This window comes from Rhizobium pisi (assembly GCF_003938655.1).
Classification (GTDB): domain Bacteria; phylum Pseudomonadota; class Alphaproteobacteria; order Rhizobiales; family Rhizobiaceae; genus Rhizobium; species Rhizobium pisi.
Genome location: NZ_RJJT01000021.1, coordinates 33844 through 49580, shown reverse-complemented (window position 1 = coordinate 49580; position 15737 = coordinate 33844). Strand labels below are relative to the sequence as shown.

The 15737-nt window shown below is 61.4% G+C and carries 14 protein-coding genes; 5 read left to right on the top strand and 9 right to left on the bottom strand.

From position 1 onward, the window contains the following. Positions 1–182: 182 nt before the first annotated feature. Together EFD55_RS25285 and EFD55_RS25280 are read left to right on the top strand one after the other, a co-directional pair. Positions 183–1835: a sensor histidine kinase gene (locus EFD55_RS25285; RefSeq protein WP_125848590.1), complete on the top strand. Its 1653-nt coding sequence runs from the start codon at positions 183–185 to the stop codon at positions 1833–1835. A gap of 155 nt (positions 1836–1990) precedes the next feature. Beyond that, complete coding sequence (locus EFD55_RS25280; protein WP_125848588.1) at positions 1991–2473, top strand: DUF992 domain-containing protein; 483 nt, start codon at positions 1991–1993, stop codon at positions 2471–2473. A gap of 64 nt (positions 2474–2537) precedes the next feature. On the opposite strand, the gene EFD55_RS25275 is transcribed toward EFD55_RS25280, so the two are convergent. From EFD55_RS25275 to EFD55_RS25250, 6 genes are all read right to left on the bottom strand, one after another. Beyond that, complete coding sequence (locus EFD55_RS25275; RefSeq protein WP_125848586.1) at positions 2538–3932, bottom strand: NAD(P)(+) transhydrogenase (Re/Si-specific) subunit beta; 1395 nt, start codon at positions 3930–3932, stop codon at positions 2538–2540. Positions 3933–3939: 7 nt separating this feature from the next. Then, complete coding sequence (locus EFD55_RS25270) at positions 3940–4338, bottom strand: proton-translocating transhydrogenase family protein (protein WP_125848584.1); 399 nt, start codon at positions 4336–4338, stop codon at positions 3940–3942. Next, positions 4338–5486: a Re/Si-specific NAD(P)(+) transhydrogenase subunit alpha gene (locus tag EFD55_RS25265; protein WP_125848582.1), complete on the bottom strand. Its 1149-nt coding sequence runs from the start codon at positions 5484–5486 to the stop codon at positions 4338–4340. Before EFD55_RS25265 ends, EFD55_RS25270 begins: the two co-directional genes overlap by 1 nt. 156 nt (positions 5487–5642) lie before the next feature. After that, positions 5643–5867, bottom strand: coding sequence for an aa3-type cytochrome c oxidase subunit IV (locus EFD55_RS25260; RefSeq protein ID WP_125848579.1), 225 nt, complete (start codon positions 5865–5867; stop codon positions 5643–5645). Between the two features lie 233 nt (positions 5868–6100). Beyond that, positions 6101–6853 (bottom strand): N-acyl amino acid synthase FeeM domain-containing protein, encoded by a 753-nt coding sequence (locus tag EFD55_RS25255; RefSeq protein WP_125848578.1) that lies wholly within the window; start codon positions 6851–6853, stop codon positions 6101–6103. A 145-nt stretch (positions 6854–6998) separates the two neighbouring features. Further along, the gene (locus EFD55_RS25250) at positions 6999–9302 is read right to left on the bottom strand and encodes a putative bifunctional diguanylate cyclase/phosphodiesterase (protein WP_125848576.1); all 2304 of its coding nucleotides are present in this window, start codon (positions 9300–9302) and stop codon (positions 6999–7001) included. A gap of 328 nt (positions 9303–9630) precedes the next feature. Between EFD55_RS25250 and EFD55_RS25245 the strand changes: the two genes are divergently transcribed. Together EFD55_RS25245 and EFD55_RS25240 are read left to right on the top strand one after the other, a co-directional pair. Continuing rightward, positions 9631–10170, top strand: a complete 540-nt coding sequence (locus tag EFD55_RS25245) for a TRAP transporter small permease subunit (protein ID WP_125848574.1) — start codon at positions 9631–9633, stop codon at positions 10168–10170. A 21-nt stretch (positions 10171–10191) separates the two neighbouring features. After that, the gene (locus tag EFD55_RS25240) at positions 10192–11682 is read left to right on the top strand and encodes a TRAP transporter large permease (RefSeq protein ID WP_125848572.1); all 1491 of its coding nucleotides are present in this window, start codon (positions 10192–10194) and stop codon (positions 11680–11682) included. An 87-nt stretch (positions 11683–11769) separates the two neighbouring features. Here the strand turns inward: EFD55_RS25240 and EFD55_RS25235 are convergent, their stop codons facing one another. Next, positions 11770–12876, bottom strand: coding sequence for a TRAP transporter substrate-binding protein (locus EFD55_RS25235; RefSeq protein WP_125848570.1), 1107 nt, complete (start codon positions 12874–12876; stop codon positions 11770–11772). 292 nt (positions 12877–13168) lie between these two features. On the opposite strand from EFD55_RS25235, the gene EFD55_RS25230 reads away from it, so the two are divergent. After that, positions 13169–13948: a gamma-glutamyl-gamma-aminobutyrate hydrolase family protein gene (locus EFD55_RS25230; RefSeq protein ID WP_125848568.1), complete on the top strand. Its 780-nt coding sequence runs from the start codon at positions 13169–13171 to the stop codon at positions 13946–13948. Between the two features lie 73 nt (positions 13949–14021). Here EFD55_RS25230 and EFD55_RS25225 read toward each other — a convergent pair whose 3' ends face one another. Then, entirely contained in the window at positions 14022–14801 is a 780-nt protein-coding gene (locus EFD55_RS25225) for a VWA domain-containing protein (protein ID WP_125848566.1), read from the bottom strand. A gap of 2 nt (positions 14802–14803) precedes the next feature. Beyond that, entirely contained in the window at positions 14804–15517 is a 714-nt protein-coding gene (locus tag EFD55_RS25220) for a hypothetical protein (protein ID WP_245438544.1), read from the bottom strand. Positions 15518–15737: the final 220 nt, after the last annotated feature.

Sequence of the window (15737 nt, the reverse complement as noted above, 5' to 3'; positions counted from 1 at the left end):
GACCGCCGTCCTCAGCAACATGTCATAGTATGTTGCAACCAGCTCTTGCTCCCCCTAACATAAGCCTGCTATCGGGCGTCCGAAAACCTGTCGAGGGCGGTTTGCGAGAGATGCGGATCTTTGCTTTCCCAACCGCAAGCGAAAACTGTTGCGGGCTACGCGTATGCGATATGGCGCAATAGATGAAGATCGTCGCGCTGTTCTTTCCCAAGGCCTCGATCGGCACCTATCTCGTCGCCATGGCGGTGGCGATCGCACTGCCGATCTTCGCCTTCGTGGCGCTGCTTCTGCTGCAGCTGGAGGACAACCAGCGTTCGACGCTGAAGCGCGAGACGGCGCAGGATGCGCTTGCCCTCTCACGCATCATCGACCGCCAGCTTCAGGATATGGCAACGACACTGCGGCTGCTGTCGAGCTCGCCGGAGCTGGAAAACGGCAACCTCGCGGCCTTCCACGAGCGCACGGAAACGGCCCTGCGCGACAATACGATGTTCGTCATCGCCGTCGACCGCAGCGGGCAGCAACTCCTGAACACGCGCCGGGCATTCGGCACGCCGCTCGACAAGGTGGCGAACATTCCTGCGCTCGAGTCGGCCATGGCCTCCGGCCGCATCGAGGCTTCCGACGTCTTCCGCGGGCGGATCAGCGGCGACTGGGTCTACAACGTCACCCTGCCGCGAGCCGACGATCGGGTCGCAGCCCTCATCATCACGCAGGACGCCAGGGATCTGGGCAAGCTCGTGACGACCGAGGGCCTTGCATCAGGCTGGTCGGCCGCCGTCGTTGACCAGAGCGGACACATCGTCGCCTCCACAGGCCCCACCCATCTCGAGCCCGGCACGCCCTTCGACCGGCGCATCCTGCCGGCGCTGACCGCTTCCCGCGGCGTCTTCCAGGACGAGGCGATCATGCCGCACATGTTGCTTGGTTATGCCAAGATCCCCGGCTGGTCGTGGAAGACGGTGATCTGGGGACCGATCGCCCAGGCTTCGATCCTCAGCACCTGGCGCTTCCTCATCATCGGCGGCGTCGCACTGGTGCTCGTCGCCGTGCTGGGCGCCTATGCCGTCGCAAGGCAGGTGCGCACCACCATCCGCGAGATCGCCGACATGGCAAACCGCATGGGCGAGGGCCACATTGTCTCGCCGGTCGAGACCAGCGTCATCGAGGCGAACCAGGTGGCAATCGCCCTTTCGAACGCTTCCTTCGATCGCAGCCAGACCGAGGATCGGCTGCGCTTCGTCATGCACGAACTCGTTCACCGCACCAAGAATCTCCTGACGCTCACCCAGGCAATGATGCGCCAGCTCGCCAAGCAGGCCGACAGCGTCGAGAGCTTCAGTGCCGCCGTCTCCGATCGCCTCCAGGGGCTCGTGCGCTCGATCGAGCTCCTGACCAGCGAGCAATGGGGAGGTGTGTCGCTGCGGCGGGTCGTCGACATCCATCTGCAGGCCTTCCCGCAATCACGCGAGCAGATAGAAATCAGCGGCGAAGATTTCGTGCTGAAACCGGATGCCGTACAGAATCTCGGCCTTGCCTTGCACGAACTTGCCACCAACTCGGTGAAATACGGCGCGCTCTCCGTGCCACAGGGCCGTGTCCGCTTCCAATGGCGAGATGTCAGGGAGGAAGACAAGCCGGAGGCGCTGCTTCGCTTCAGCTGGGAGGAGAGCGGCGGCCCGCCGGTCGTGGAGCCATCGCGCTCGGGCTTCGGCACAACCGTTATCAAGGCTCATGCCGCCGCTGCCTTTCGCGGCACGGTGGAGGTCGATTACCGACCCGAAGGCCTGTTGTGGGTGCTGACGGCGCAGCGCAACACGCTGGAGCGGGAGTAACTCAAGCGCGCCGCGATCCTTCAGGTTCACTTGCCGCACTTTAAGTGTTTTTCGCATGTCTTTGCGCAAAACCGCCGCACAGTTTGCGCGACATGCTTCAGGAACAATCGCCATCTGCACTCGTTTCGGACAGGTCATTCCAAAGGAGAAAGACCATGTTCAAGCAAAGTATGATCGCAGCCGTGGCCCTGGCGGCCGCAGCCTGGGTAGGCCCGGCGGGCGCGGAAGACTATGTCACGCTTGGCCGTCTCGTCTGCGGATCGGATGGCGGCCAGGGCTTGATCGTCACCTCGCAGAAGAATCTCATCTGCACCTATACGCCGGCCGCCGGCGGCGCAAAGGCGGTTTATGCCGGCAAGATCGAGAAGTTCGGCCTTGATATCGGCCAGACCGGCAAGAGCGTGATGATCTGGCAGGTGCTGGCAAAGACCGGCACGAATGTTCCGCAATTCGCCCTTGCCGGCGAATATTACGGGATCGGCGCCGATGCGAGTTTCGGCGCGGGCGCCGGCGCCAAGGTGATCGCCGGCGGCACCGACAAGGCTTTCATGCTTCAGCCGTTAAACGTCCAGGCCCAGGAAGGTCTTAACCTGGCGATCGGCGTCGAGAAGATGACGCTCGTGCCGGGCGAGATATAATAGACGCCGACCAGCACCCGATCTGAATCGAACAGCCGCCCGAGGGTGGCTGTATCTGCGTCGATCAATGCGCAATCGCCTTGTTGATATCCTCAGTCATCTTCTTCGCGTCGCCGAGCAGCATCATCGTGCCGTCCTTGTAGAACAGCGTGTTGTCGATGCCGGCATAACCCGAGCCGAGCGAGCGTTTGACGAAGAGGCAGGTCTTTGCCCGGTCGACGTCGATGATCGGCATGCCGTAGATCGGTGAGGTCTTGTCGTCGCGTGCCGCCGGATTGGTGACGTCGTTTGCGCCGATGACATAGGCGACGTCGGCCTGAGCGAATTCCGAATTGATGTCCTCGAGCTCGAAGACCTCGTCATAGGGAACATTGGCTTCCGCGAGCAGCACGTTCATGTGGCCGGGCATGCGGCCTGCGACCGGGTGGATCGCATATTTCACTTCGACGCCGTTCTTCTTGAGATTGTCGGCGAGTTCACGCAGCGCATGCTGGGCCTGGGCGACCGCCATGCCATATCCGGGCACGATGATGACCTTCGACGCATTCGCCATCAGATAGGCCGCATCCTCCGCCGAGCCGAGCTTGACCGTCCTGTCCGACGTGTCGGGTCCGCCGGACGCCGTTTCGCCGCCGAAACCGCCGAGGATGACGGAGACAAAGGAGCGGTTCATGCCCTTGCACATGATGTAGGAGAGGATCGCGCCCGAAGAACCGACGAGCGCACCGGTGATGATCAGCGCCAGATTGCCGAGCGTAAAGCCGATGCCGGCCGCAGCCCAACCGGAATAGGAATTCAGCATCGAGACGACGACGGGCATATCGGCTCCGCCGATCGGCACGATCAGCAGAACGCCGAGCGCCAGCGACAATGCCACCACCGCCCAGAAGTCGAAATGGCTTTCGGTGGCGGCAAGACCGATGATGAAGAGCACGATCAGCACCAGCAGGGTCGCATTGATCAGGTGCCGATAGGGCAGCAGGATCGGCTTGCCGGACATGCGACCGTCGAGCTTCAGGAAGGCAATGATCGATCCGGTAAAGGTCAGCGCGCCGATCGCGACGCCAAGCGCCATCTCGATGCGCGCCTCGGTGTGAATATGGCCGATTTCGCCGATGCCGAAGGAACCTGGGGTGTAGAGCGCAGACGCCGCGACCAGCACGGCGGCAAGACCGACCAGCGAATGGAAGCCCGCGACGAGCTGCGGCATCGAGGTCATGGCGATGGTGCGGGCGATATAGGCGCCGACGCTGCCGCCGATGGCAAGACCCAGAATGATCAGCACGAAGCCGCCGAAACTGGGCGTCGCCAGCACCAGCGTCGTCAGGATGGCGATCCCCATGCCGACCATGCCGTAGAGATTGCCCTTGCGGCTGGTGGCCGGATGCGACAGGCCGCGTAGCGCCAGGATAAAGAGGACGCCGGAGACGAGATAGAGGAAGGCTGCGATATTGGTCATCCGTCTCTCACCTGTCCTTCTTGCGGTACATCGCCAGCATGCGCTGCGTGACGAGGAAGCCGCCGAAGATGTTCACCGAGACGAGCACCAGGGCGACGAAACCGAAGCCTGTCGCGAGCCCGCTTGTGGAGATGCCGACCGCCAGAAGCGCGCCGACGACGATGACGGAGGAGATCGCATTGGTGACGGCCATCAGCGGCGTATGCAGAGCCGGCGTCACCGACCATACGACGTAATAGCCGACGAAGATCGACAATACGAAGATCGCGAGCTGGAAGACGAAGGGATCGATCGCTCCGCCGGTCGCGGCGCTTGCGGCTTCCGGCGCCTGCGCCGCCGCCGTGATCACGGCGGTCACGGCCTGATCGAGCTGCTCCAGCGCTTTGTCCATTGCTTCACTGGCCATCAGTTGTCTCCCTTCTTCGCGCCGCCGAAGGCGGGATGAACAACGTCGCCGGCATAGGTCAGCATCGTTGCCTTGACGAGCTCGTCGTCGAGATTGACGACGACGCTCCGGCTTTCCTTGTTGACCATGGTCTCGAGGAAGGTGACGAGGTTCTTGGCGTAGAGCGCCGAAGCGCTGGCCGCGACCCGGCCCGGCATATTGGCGAAACCGATCACCCTGACGCCATCGACATCGGCGATCTCGCCGGCGACGACGCCTTCGATATTGCCGCCGCGCTCGACCGCGAGGTCGACGGCGACCGCACCCGGCTTCATCGAGGCGAGCATGGCGCGCGAAACGAGCCGCGGCGCGGCGCGACCGGGAATGAGCGCGGTCGTGATGACGATGTCCTGCTTGGCGATATGTTCGGCCACGAGGGCTGCCTGCTTCGCCTGATAATCAGCAGACATCTCCTTGGCATAACCGCCGGCCGTTTCCGCGGCCTTGAACTCGTCGTCTTCGACGGCGATGAACTTGGCGCCAAGCGAGGCGACCTGTTCCTTGGCGGCGGGGCGGACGTCGGTGGCCGACACTGCCGCGCCGAGGCGACGCGCAGTCGCGATCGCCTGAAGGCCCGCGACGCCGGCGCCCATGACGAAGACCTTGGCGGCCGGCACGGTGCCTGCCGCCGTCATCATCATCGGCATGGCGCGGTCATAGACACCAGCCGCCTCGATGACGGCCTGGTAGCCGGCGAGATTGGCCTGGGACGAAAGCACATCCATGGACTGGGCGCGGGTGATGCGCGGCATCAGCTCCATCGCGAATGCCGAAAGCCCGGCGCTTGCCAGGGCCGCGATCGCTTCGTCATTGCCATAGGGGTCCATGACGGCGATGACCACGGCGCCGCTCTTATAGCCCGCGATCTCCGATGCGCTCGGACGGCGCACCTTCAGCACCACATCGGCGGAGATGGCATCGGCAAAACTGCCGATTCTGGCGCCCGCGGCCTCGAACTCGGCGTCCGGAATGCGTGACGGCACACCGGCGCCGGCTTCGACGACGACGTCGAAGCCAAAGCTCTTCATCTTCTTCACGGTCTCGGGAGAGGCGGCGACGCGCGTCTCCCCGTCCGTGAGTTCCCTCGCAACGAAAACAATATTGCCCAACTGCCCCCTCCTCCGGGTCAGCCAGACCGCCGCAGGCTCCCCCGCGCAGGCCAAGCACCTTATTCACAAAGCTTCGGAGAAGCTTCTCCTCCCCTCAGAGCGCCGTGCGGCCTTTCGGACGCGCAAAGGACGCTCTGACCCTCTGAATCTACGCGATCAGCGGAACAGGGCGATGCCGACGGCAAGAAGAATGATGAAGACGAAAAGGCCACCGAGAAGACCGGCGCCGCCGAAGAAACCGGCGGTCATGGCAAGCAGGAGGACGATGAGAAGCATCGAGCCGTATTTCGTGCCGGCAATGAACATGTTGTAGGTCTGCTCATGTTCCTTGTAATCCATCGGCGCGCCGGTCTCGACCGGTCCGGTATGATGTTCGGCCATAAATATCGTCTCCCTGAAATGCCTTTGCGCTGCCTGATTCCCTCGCTCGGGGCGAAGGAAATCCCTCTCGCAGGAATTACACAATGACAGGCGAAAGCGCAATGCATGAGAATGCCGCATGCGCGGGTCAAAAACACCTTCTCCCAGGCGGAAAAATTATGAGGGACGCCGACGGCTCGTCTCCGCTCGTCGTCGCCCCACAAGTGTCGTCTCTCCACCGGAAAGAGGAGAAATCACAGCGGCAGATCGGTGCCGAGTTCGCCTGGCGGCACGAAACGCGCCGTCGGAATGATGGTGAGCGGCGGCAGCGTATCGTTGGGATTGCGCGAGAACATCATGCGCTGCTCGCTGGCGCTGGAGATGAAGAAGGGATAGCGCGTCAAAAGCTTGCGCCCGACCTCGATCACATTCGTCGCCATCAGCGTCACGTCAACCCCGTAACTCTCCGCCAGTCGGCCGGGCACGATGGTATCGGCATAGAAAACCCGCTTGTAGAAGGCGGCATGCGGGGGCCGGACGGACTGAATAACGCGGTCAGCCCGGAAATACGCTGCCGCAACGATGGCGGGTCTCAGCGTCAGATAGGGAACCCATGGCATGTCGGCGGTGAGTTCGGGATCGGCCGCGAAACGCGCCGGGTCGATCAAGGTCAGCCCGGCGTCCAAAAGCTCATCCATCGCCTCGGGAAAGGCCTCTCCGGACCGGCTGACACGATGCTCCGGCGTCACATAGTGAAGTCGGATCGTACTGACCAGTTCGCCATAATAGTACAGACCGAAAATATAGGCATGGCTGTCGAAATCGACATCGTCCAATAGGCCTTCCGGGGCAAGCGACAGTGCGTCGTGGGCCTTGTAGGCCTTGTAGCGCAGCCGCTCCACGTCCTCCATGTCTTCGCTGCTTTCGACACGGCGATATTCGACGTGATCCAGAATTTCCAGAATTTTCCTACTGAAATCGCTACGCGTAAAAAGTGTGTCTGACATTCTCTCGATCCGCTCGTTAACGGATCATTAATCATACGCCAGCGACACGTAGGCAAGAAAATCTAAGAATTTGCGTTGAATTTAAATTATTAAGGTTAACGGGGCGCAAGATTTTCGGCTGGATAACCAGTCACTTGCAGGCGGCTCAGGCGACCTTGTTGCGGCGGCGCTGGACGGTGCGGCGGCCGATGCCCTCTTGCAGCAGCCTGATGTTCTGGGAAGGGACGGGCGGCGAGAAAACGTAGCCCTGTACCAGATCGGCACTGCGGTGCTTGTTGAGCAGCGTCAGCTGCTCCTCGGTCTCCACACCCTCGATGACGATCTTCAGGCCCAGTTCGCGGGCGAGATTGACGGTGCCGCGCAAGAGCTTGAGGCGGCGCGCATCCTCGACGATGTTGCGCACGAAGGAGCGGTCGATCTTGACGATATCCAGCGGCAGCGTGTCGAGATAGCTGAGGCTGGAGAAGCCGGTGCCGAAATCGTCGATGGCGATGGTGATGCCACGGGATCTGAGTTCCGCCAGGATGGCGCGCACCGCCGCCGGCTCGTCGATCAGGCAGCTCTCGGTGACTTCGAGATGCAGCCGCGCCGCGTCGAGGCCGGAATGGGCAAGCGCGTCGGCGACCACGGACAGGATGTCGGCATTGCGCAGATCCCGCGCAGAAAGGTTGACCGAGACGGCGATATGCTCCGGCCAGGTCATGCATTCGCTGCAGGCCTTGAACAGCACGAAACGGGTGATGTCGGAGATGATGCCCATATCCTCGGCGAGCCGGATGAAGACGTCGGGCGGGATCGAGCCTTTCTCCGGATGCACCCAGCGTGCCAGCGCCTCGGCGCATTCGATCCGTGCGCCGTCAGCCCGGAACATCGGCTGGAAGGCGAGATGCAGCGCCTGCGCCGAGACCGCGTCGCGCAGATCCGCCTTCAGCTTCTGCTGCTCGATATAGCGCCCGTCCATCTCGCGCTCGAAGCCTGATATGCCGCCCTTGAAGCGCGACTTGCTCTCGAACAGCGCGAGATCCGCCTTGACGCTCCATTCGTCCAGCGCAAATGCGTCACTTTCGAGGATCGCATAACCGGCGCTGAGCGAAACGAGGAAAGTCAACTCGTCGACCTCGTAGTTGCCCTGAATTGAGGCGTGCACCCGGCGAATCTCGAGGTCGAGCGAGGTTGGTTGCTTCGCATGCGGGAAGAACAGGATGAACTGGTCTCCCATCAGGCGGCCGAGGATAGCGTTGCCGGAGGCTTGCTTGATGCGGGCGGCGATCGCACAGAGCAGATGGTCGCCGGTGACATGACCGCGCATGTCGTTGACATGTTTGAACTCGTCGATATCGAGCACCATGAAGCCGAGCGGCCCGGACTTCCTCGGATGTTTGGCGAGATATTCCTGCACGAGCTGGCCGAAATATTGGCGATTCGGCAAGCCGGTCAGCGCGCCGAAGCGGACCATGTGCATGATCTTCTGTTCCGCCTTCACCCGGCTCGACACATCTTCGAAGATCAGCACGGCGCCGCCGTCGGCCCTTCGGCTGGCGGAGAATTCGAGCGACAGGCTCTCGGGAAAATGAATGAGCGTGCGCGACAGGCTGCCCTCGGCGACCTGGGTGAGCTGGCGCAGGATGAGCTCCGGCTGCGAGGCATCCATGAAGCTGTGACGCGCGCCGTAGCGCAGCACGGCGCCGAGATCGCGGTCCTTCAGCCGCTCCGGCGCACCGATCTTCAGAAGCTCGCAGGCCTTGCGGTTGATGACCTGGACGCGGTTTTCGGCATCGACCATGACGAGGCCGTGCGGCATGTTGTTGAGCGCCGTATCGAAACGGTCGGCGATGATAGTGATTTCCCGGCGCGCAATGACGTTCTCATAGAGAAACTCGCGCACGCCGTTCGCCATGGCCCGCGTCGTCAGCCAGAAAGGAATGAGAAAGATCGACAGCACGCCGCGATAGAAATCCATCGCCAGCAGGCTGCAGATGATCATCGGCAGGCAGCAGAAGAATGTCTGGAGGTCGACTGCGAAGCGCGAGCCGTAGTTGCGGCCGACGACGGAAACCATGGTCGCCATGGTGACGGAAATGCAGGCAAGCTCCGCAAAGGAATCGTGGACGACGAAGATGGCGTAGCCGCTGGCGAAGCCGAGAAGCGCGGTGGTGCAGGCTCCGCTGGCAACGAGAATGCGCTCCCAACGCTCGATTCCGGCGTGCGACAGGCTCTGCTTGTCGACACGGTCGAACTGCCGGAAGATGGCCATGCGAGCGCCGAAGACCAGAAGGAAGGCGACCGACAGCAGGATGTAGACGGAGTATTGCGTCTTGGCAGCCACGGCAAGGCACGTCGCAACGTGCACAATCACGCCGACAAGAAGCGTCATGCGATTCCCGGACAGGGAACTCACAAACGACAGATACACATCTAAAGGGACCCTGTTCGGGTTATCTGGCTTCATCCACACTTTCCCTGTGCGCGGGAATTCTAAGGCCAACCCTTTAAAAATTGATTTCAATGGAATCAAACATTTGGTCAAATTTTCTAAAACCAGAGCGTGAACCCTACATCCTACGCGAGACAATGCAGCCTACTCGCGAGATTACTGAAATAATTTATCCACGCCTGGGTTGTCCGAATATTCGGCGATCGCGCCGCCTGCCTGCTGCGCCTAAGACTATACTCCAACGCGAGGCATTTATCCTTCCAATTTCAGGGGCCGTGGTCTACATCGATTGCAAAGAGGGAAAGCTGCCGGAAACCGGCAGAACAAGAGCAAGGGGAGGCGAATGTCGGCACTTCTGGCCGCTAGCCGGCTGATCGACGCGATCAGCCGCTTCATGGGCAAACTTTCCGAATATATGGTGCTGTTTTGCTGCCTGATCAGCGCCGGAAACGCCATCGTCCGCTATGCCTTCAACTACAGTTCGAACGGCTGGCTTGAGATCCAATGGTATCTCTTCGCCTTCGTCGTCTTGCTCGGCGCTTCGCATGCGCTGCGCAACAACGAGCATGTCCGCGTCGATCTGATCTACGGCGCGGTTTCAGATAGGGCGAAGATCTGGATCGACATCATCGGCCTCATCCTCTTCCTCATCCCCGTCTGCGTCTTCCTCACCTGGCTTTGCTGGCCCTTCTTCGCGATCTCCTATCAGCAGGGGGAAATATCCGGCAATGCAGGCGGGCTGATCCGCTGGCCCGTCAAGCTGATCCTCGTCGCCGGCTTCGCGCTGCTTTCACTTCAAGGCGTTTCCGAACTGATCAAACGGATAGCAGCGTTGACCGGCACCATCCAGATCGACACGAAATACGAAAAGCCGCTGCAGTAAAGCGGACCGAGGGGAACGGATTTGTTTGATTTCGGTATCATCCCGCCGGCGATGTTCCTGGGCATGGTCATCTTCATGCTCTACGGCTTTCCGGTCGCCTTTTCGCTGGCCGCCGTCGGCCTGTTCTTCGGCATTATCGGCATCGCCACGGGCCATTTCGGTGAGGTCTTCCTGCAAGCCTTGCCGCTGCGCTTCTTTGGCATCGTTTCCAACGACCTCCTGCTTGCCATCCCCTTCTTCACTTTCATGGGAGCTATACTGGAGCGTTGCGGACTTGCCGAAGACCTGCTCGAAGGCACCGGCAAGCTCTTTGGCGCCGTTCCCGGCGGCCTCGCCTATGCCGTCATCCTCGTCGGCGCTGTGCTTGGCGCGATTACCGGCACGGTGGCTGCCTCGGTGATCACCATGGGGGTGATCTCGCTGCCGATCATGCTGCGCTACGGCTACAGTCCACGCCTTGCCACCGGCGTCATCGCCGCCTCGGGCACGATCACTCAGGTCATCCCGCCCTCGCTCGTGCTTGTCGTTCTCGCCGACCAGCTCGGCCGGTCGGTCGGCGACATGTATCTCGGCGCGATCGGCCCGTCGATCCTGCAGGTGGCGATCTTCGTGCTCTTCATCCTGGTGATGTCGATCATCCGACCGAAGTCGATGCCGCCGCTGCCGAAAGAGGTGCGAGGCGACTTCAACTGGGCGCTGCTCGTGAAGGTGCTGATGGGCATGGTGCCATCGATCGTGCTCATCTTCCTCGTGCTCGGCACGATCTTCATGGGCTTAGCGACACCCACGGAAGCAGGCGCGCTCGGCGTCGTCGGCGCCATGCTGCTCGCCGCCATGAATCGCCGCCTCACCTGGCCGCTTGTCCGCGAGGCGATGACATCGACCACCCATATCACGTCTATGGTGGTGATGATCCTGGTCGGTTCCACCTGTTTCAGCCTGGTCTTCCAGGGCATGGACGGCTCGCGCTGGATCGAGCACATGCTGTCGGGCATACCAGGGGGCCCCGTCGGTTTCCTCATCTTCGTCAACATCTTCATCTTCGTGCTCGCCTTCTTTCTCGATTTCTTCGAGATCGCCTTCATCGTCATCCCGATGCTCGCCCCGGTCGCCTCCAATCTCGGCATCGACCTGATCTGGTTCGGCGTCCTGATCTGCGTCAACATGCAGACGAGCTTCATGCATCCGCCCTTTGGCTTCGCGCTCTTCTACCTGCGCTCGATCGCCAGCAAGGACGTGAAGACCTCGGATATCTACATGGGCGCGCTCCCCTGGGTCGGCATGCAGCTCATTCTGGTCGCGATCGTGATCTTCTGGCCACAATCGGTGACCTACTGGCTGGACCACGGTCCGAAGGTGGATCCGAACTCCATCAAGATCGAAGTGCCGGGCTTCGGCGGCCAGCTCGGTCTGCCGCCCATGGGTGGCGGCAATGGCTCCCCGCAGATCCCGGGCCTTACCCTGCCGCCCCTGAACGGCCTGCCCGGAGCGCCGCCGGCACCCGCCAAATAGCGTGAAAAAGAAAATCCCCCGGACCGAAATCCGGGGGATTTGTTATCAGCGGACACGAAGCCCCGGCGAACGCCGCCGGCGAAAAGCTTAAAGCTTCCCGGCTCGCTGCTGGATCATCATGAACGTATCGAAGGTGTATTCCGACAGCTGCATCCAGAGATAGGCATCCCGCTTGAAGGCAGTCTGGTCGTCGTAGATCTTCTTGAAATACTGGTTCGTGCCGGAGATTTCGCTGTAGATGCCGGTCGCCGCCTGGAAGCAGGCTTCCATGATCTCCTGGCTGAACGGCCGCAGCGTCGCGCCTTCCGCGACGAGCTGCTTCAGCGCCGTCGGGTTCTTCATATCGTATTTCGCCAGCATGTTGGTGTTGGCGAAGGCGCAGGCGTCGGTGAGCGCTGCCTGATAGTGCTTCGGCAGGCTGCTCCACTTTTCGAGATTGAAGAAGGCATGCACTGTCGGGCCACCTTCCCACCAGCCCGGATAATAGTAGTACTTCGCCACCTTGTGGAAGCCGAGCTTCAGATCGTCATAGGGACCGACGAATTCGGCCGCATCGATCGTGCCCTTTTCGAGCGCCGGATAGATATCGCCGCCGGCGATCTGCTGCGGGATGACGCCAACCTTCTCCATGACGCGCCCGGCAAGGCCGGCGATGCGCATCTTGACGCCCTTGAGATCATCGAGCGTATTGATTTCCTTACGGAACCAACCGCCCATCTGCGCACCGGTATTGCCAGCCGGCAGCGCATACATGCCCTGTGTGGCATAGAATTCATTCATCAGCTTGTTGCCGTTGCCCTCGAAAAACCAGGCATTGGTCAGGCGGCTGTTCAGCCCGAACGGAATGGCCGTTCCGATGGCATAGGTGGGGTCCTTGCCGACGAAATAATAGGAGGTGGTGTGTGCTGCCTCGACCGTGCCGGCGGCTACCGCATCGACGGCCTGCAGGCCGGGCACGATTTCACCGGCCGCGAATGGCTGGATCGTGAAATTGCCGTCCGTCGCGGCAGCGACATGCTTGGCGATATCCTCAGCGCCGCCATAGATCGTGTCCAGGCTCTTCGGGAACGACGACGTCATGCGCCATGCGATCTTCGGATTCTCCTGCGCGATCGCAGGCGCTGCCAATGCCGTTGCGGCAACCGCTCCGGCCCCGGCGGTCCCCGCCTTCTTGAAAAACGAACGACGATCCATCAAAAACCTCCCGTATAGATGGCACTGCGCGGCCAATCTTCACCCCTACCCGCAGCGAGGGCAGAGCTAAGCATGGCCAACGCCGCGATTCAAGCTTCAGTCTATTAGCCTTTGGCATCAAGACGACAATAAGACAATACGAGCGCGCCTATCAAAATCAGCAGCTTAGCAGCAAACCGGGTGGCCATAGCGCCGCCTCCGCCGCAATTTGGTCATCGGACATAGCCAACCGTTGACTTGGCGTCCATTCTGGCGGCAAAACGACAGGCAGAAAGATTTTACCGGGGCAAACATGACGAAACCGATCGTTGCCATTCCTGCCGATATCCGCAGTTTCGACGGCGCGACCTGGCACGCCGTGCAGCATCAATATCTCAGCGCCGCGCTGAATGCGGCCGGCGTCATGGCCTTCATCATCCCCGCATTCGAGCAAGGCTACGATACCGACGCGATCCTTGATCGCGTCGACGGCCTCTTGGTTTCCGGCTCGGCCAGCAACGTCCATCCCTCGCTCTACGGTGCCGAGGCGACTGAACGGGACGGTCCCTTCGATCCCGCCCGCGACGCCACCAGCCTGCCGCTCATCCGCCGCGCCATCGACCGCGCCATCCCGCTGCTCGCCATCTGCCGCGGCATTCAGGAGCTGAACGTCGCTCTCGGCGGTTCACTCGCAACCGAGATCCAGGAGCAGCCCGGCATCTGGGACCACCGCCGGCCGGAAGGCGTCGACCGTGACGGCATGTACGCCATCCGCCAGACCGTCCACGTCAAGGAAGGTTCCTGCATCGCAGGCATTCTCGGCCCGGGCGAAGTCCTGGTGAATTCCCTGCATCGCCAAGCGATCGCCAGGACCGCGCCGCGCCTGCAGGTGGAAGCCATCGCCGAAGACGGCACGGTGGAGGCGGTCTCCGTCATCGACGCCAAGGCCTTTGCCGTCGGCGTGCAATGGCATCCGGAATATTGGGCGGAAACCGACAAGCCATCGAACAAACTGTTTGACGCCTTTGGCGACGCGGTGCGCAACCATGCCACCGGCAAGCTGCCAGCCGCCCCCGCACAGGCAATCGCCTGACCACAACGGCCGGGCGAGCCATCAGGTTCGCCCGGCCGTTGTGCAACAGCAAGTCTTCCAGAGACTTTCCCGATCAGTGGTGATCGTCGTCCTCGTCGTCATGCTCGTGCTTGAGCCAGGCGCAGAGTTCACTTGGCAGCAGTTTCTGGTAGGCGTCGTCGCTACCGACGAATTCGCCAAGATCCTTGACGCTGACGAAGCCGACATTCGGAAATTGTTCGGCCGCTTCGCGCAGGAAGTCGAAACGTTCATCGCCGATGCCGACCATAACGTAGTAGATTTGGGATTCGGCGTGTTCAGCCTTCTCCAGCAGTGCCCAGGCCGCATCCCGGTCAGCATTCTCGCCATCTGTGAGGAAATAGTTGATCGCGGGAACACCGGAACGTGTCTCCTCGCCGAATCGATCACGCCGCATGCCAAAGATCATGCCGAGCAAGCCGCCAGCAGTATCTTCCACCATCAAGCCGTAAGTCATCAGGTTCGACCGGATCACCGGGCCGTAATCGGTGCCGCCCCAGAGCACGCTTTGAAGCTCGGGATTGGTGATGATCTCGCGCGCGACATAACCTTCATAGTTTTTCGCTGTCGCCGGTGTGATCGATGCCATCCTCTCCTGATTGGAAAACACCCAGGTGTCGATACGCCCGTCATCATCGAAATAAAGAGCGACGGGAAGAATCCGCTCAAGCGCCGCCTGGACCGCGCCGGATTGAAAAAGACCCGTCATCGAGCCGGAGACATCGATGTTGAGCCCGACCTGTGCGGGAATGCGCTCGTGAATGCCCTGTTTCTGAAGGACGAAGCCGACGCGGCGAACTTCTTCCTCGGGCTTGTGCAGCTTGAATGTCGTCATAGTCATCCCTCCGGTCTGAGTTTTGCAAGAATGCGTGTGTGAATGTCGCGCAGCAGTGATCTGGCGCTTGTCTGCGCTGGCGGTTGCGCGGTCCGGGCCGCTGTCAGCGCCGCCGAATAGGCGGCATGCCAGGCCGGCAGTTCCTCATGCAGCAGGCCGTCCGCGGCGTGTCCTAGCGCGTTGACGTGCCGTGCAATTCCGGCAACGGTACGCATGCTCATGTCGATCGTCGCCTTCGTGGCCGAGAGGCTGGCGACCCTCATCTCGATTGCTTCGGCTTGCGAAGCGTAATGCGCCTGCCGCTCGCGATCGGGAAGCTGAACGCCGCCGACATAATCGACCAGGAAACGCCCCGCCAGGATATGAGCACAAAGATCGCGGTCGAGCGCCGCATAGGCTTTGCCGACCGCGCGAAGCCGCTTGGCGATCGCGACGATGTCGGGCGCAAGCGCATCGAGTTCTTTCGCCGAGGCCTGTACCTCGGGATAAAGCCGAAAAAAGAGATCGTCGGCATCGCGCGGCGCCGCCAGCGCCTTGATCGCCTTGAGGACGCCACCGCGAACGGCAAACACGCGGTCGGGGTCCAGATCGCCAAGGCGCTGGAGCAACTCGGCGCCGAGACGTCTCCCCTTCGCCAACGCCTCACTGTCGGCAAGGACGAGTTCTCTTTCGGCAAGCTTGCCGTGCTCCGTCTGCAGGCGGGCGCCGAAGCGCACCACATCGTCGAAATAATGGTCGTCGAGATTGGTCCCGTCGATGATGCGCAGCGCTGCCGCCGCAACCCCCTTTTGGCTACCCCCATGGATACGGCCTCTCCCGCACGGAGGGGTTGCGAATCCGGTTGTAAAAATCGACAGGAATGTAACCGAAGGTATCGCGCCCGGCAACATATCGCGCAGGAATTACAGTCGATTGACAGAGCCGCCATCGGCATCG

Coding starts and splice junctions, on each gene's coding strand:
- EFD55_RS25260 (WP_125848579.1), bottom strand. CDS start 5,867: ATGGCCGAACATCATACCGGACCGGTCGAGACCGGCGCGCCGATGGAT.
- EFD55_RS25235 (WP_125848570.1), bottom strand. CDS start 12,876: ATGGATCGTCGTTCGTTTTTCAAGAAGGCGGGGACCGCCGGGGCCGGA.
- EFD55_RS25245 (WP_125848574.1), top strand. CDS start 9,631: ATGTCGGCACTTCTGGCCGCTAGCCGGCTGATCGACGCGATCAGCCGC.
- EFD55_RS25225 (WP_125848566.1), bottom strand. CDS start 14,801: ATGACGACATTCAAGCTGCACAAGCCCGAGGAAGAAGTTCGCCGCGTC.
- EFD55_RS25250 (WP_125848576.1), bottom strand. CDS start 9,302: ATGAAGCCAGATAACCCGAACAGGGTCCCTTTAGATGTGTATCTGTCG.
- EFD55_RS25285 (WP_125848590.1), top strand. CDS start 183: ATGAAGATCGTCGCGCTGTTCTTTCCCAAGGCCTCGATCGGCACCTAT.
- EFD55_RS25270 (WP_125848584.1), bottom strand. CDS start 4,338: ATGGCCAGTGAAGCAATGGACAAAGCGCTGGAGCAGCTCGATCAGGCC.
- EFD55_RS25275 (WP_125848586.1), bottom strand. CDS start 3,932: ATGACCAATATCGCAGCCTTCCTCTATCTCGTCTCCGGCGTCCTCTTT.
- EFD55_RS25255 (WP_125848578.1), bottom strand. CDS start 6,853: ATGTCAGACACACTTTTTACGCGTAGCGATTTCAGTAGGAAAATTCTG.
- EFD55_RS25230 (WP_125848568.1), top strand. CDS start 13,169: ATGACGAAACCGATCGTTGCCATTCCTGCCGATATCCGCAGTTTCGAC.
- EFD55_RS25280 (WP_125848588.1), top strand. CDS start 1,991: ATGTTCAAGCAAAGTATGATCGCAGCCGTGGCCCTGGCGGCCGCAGCC.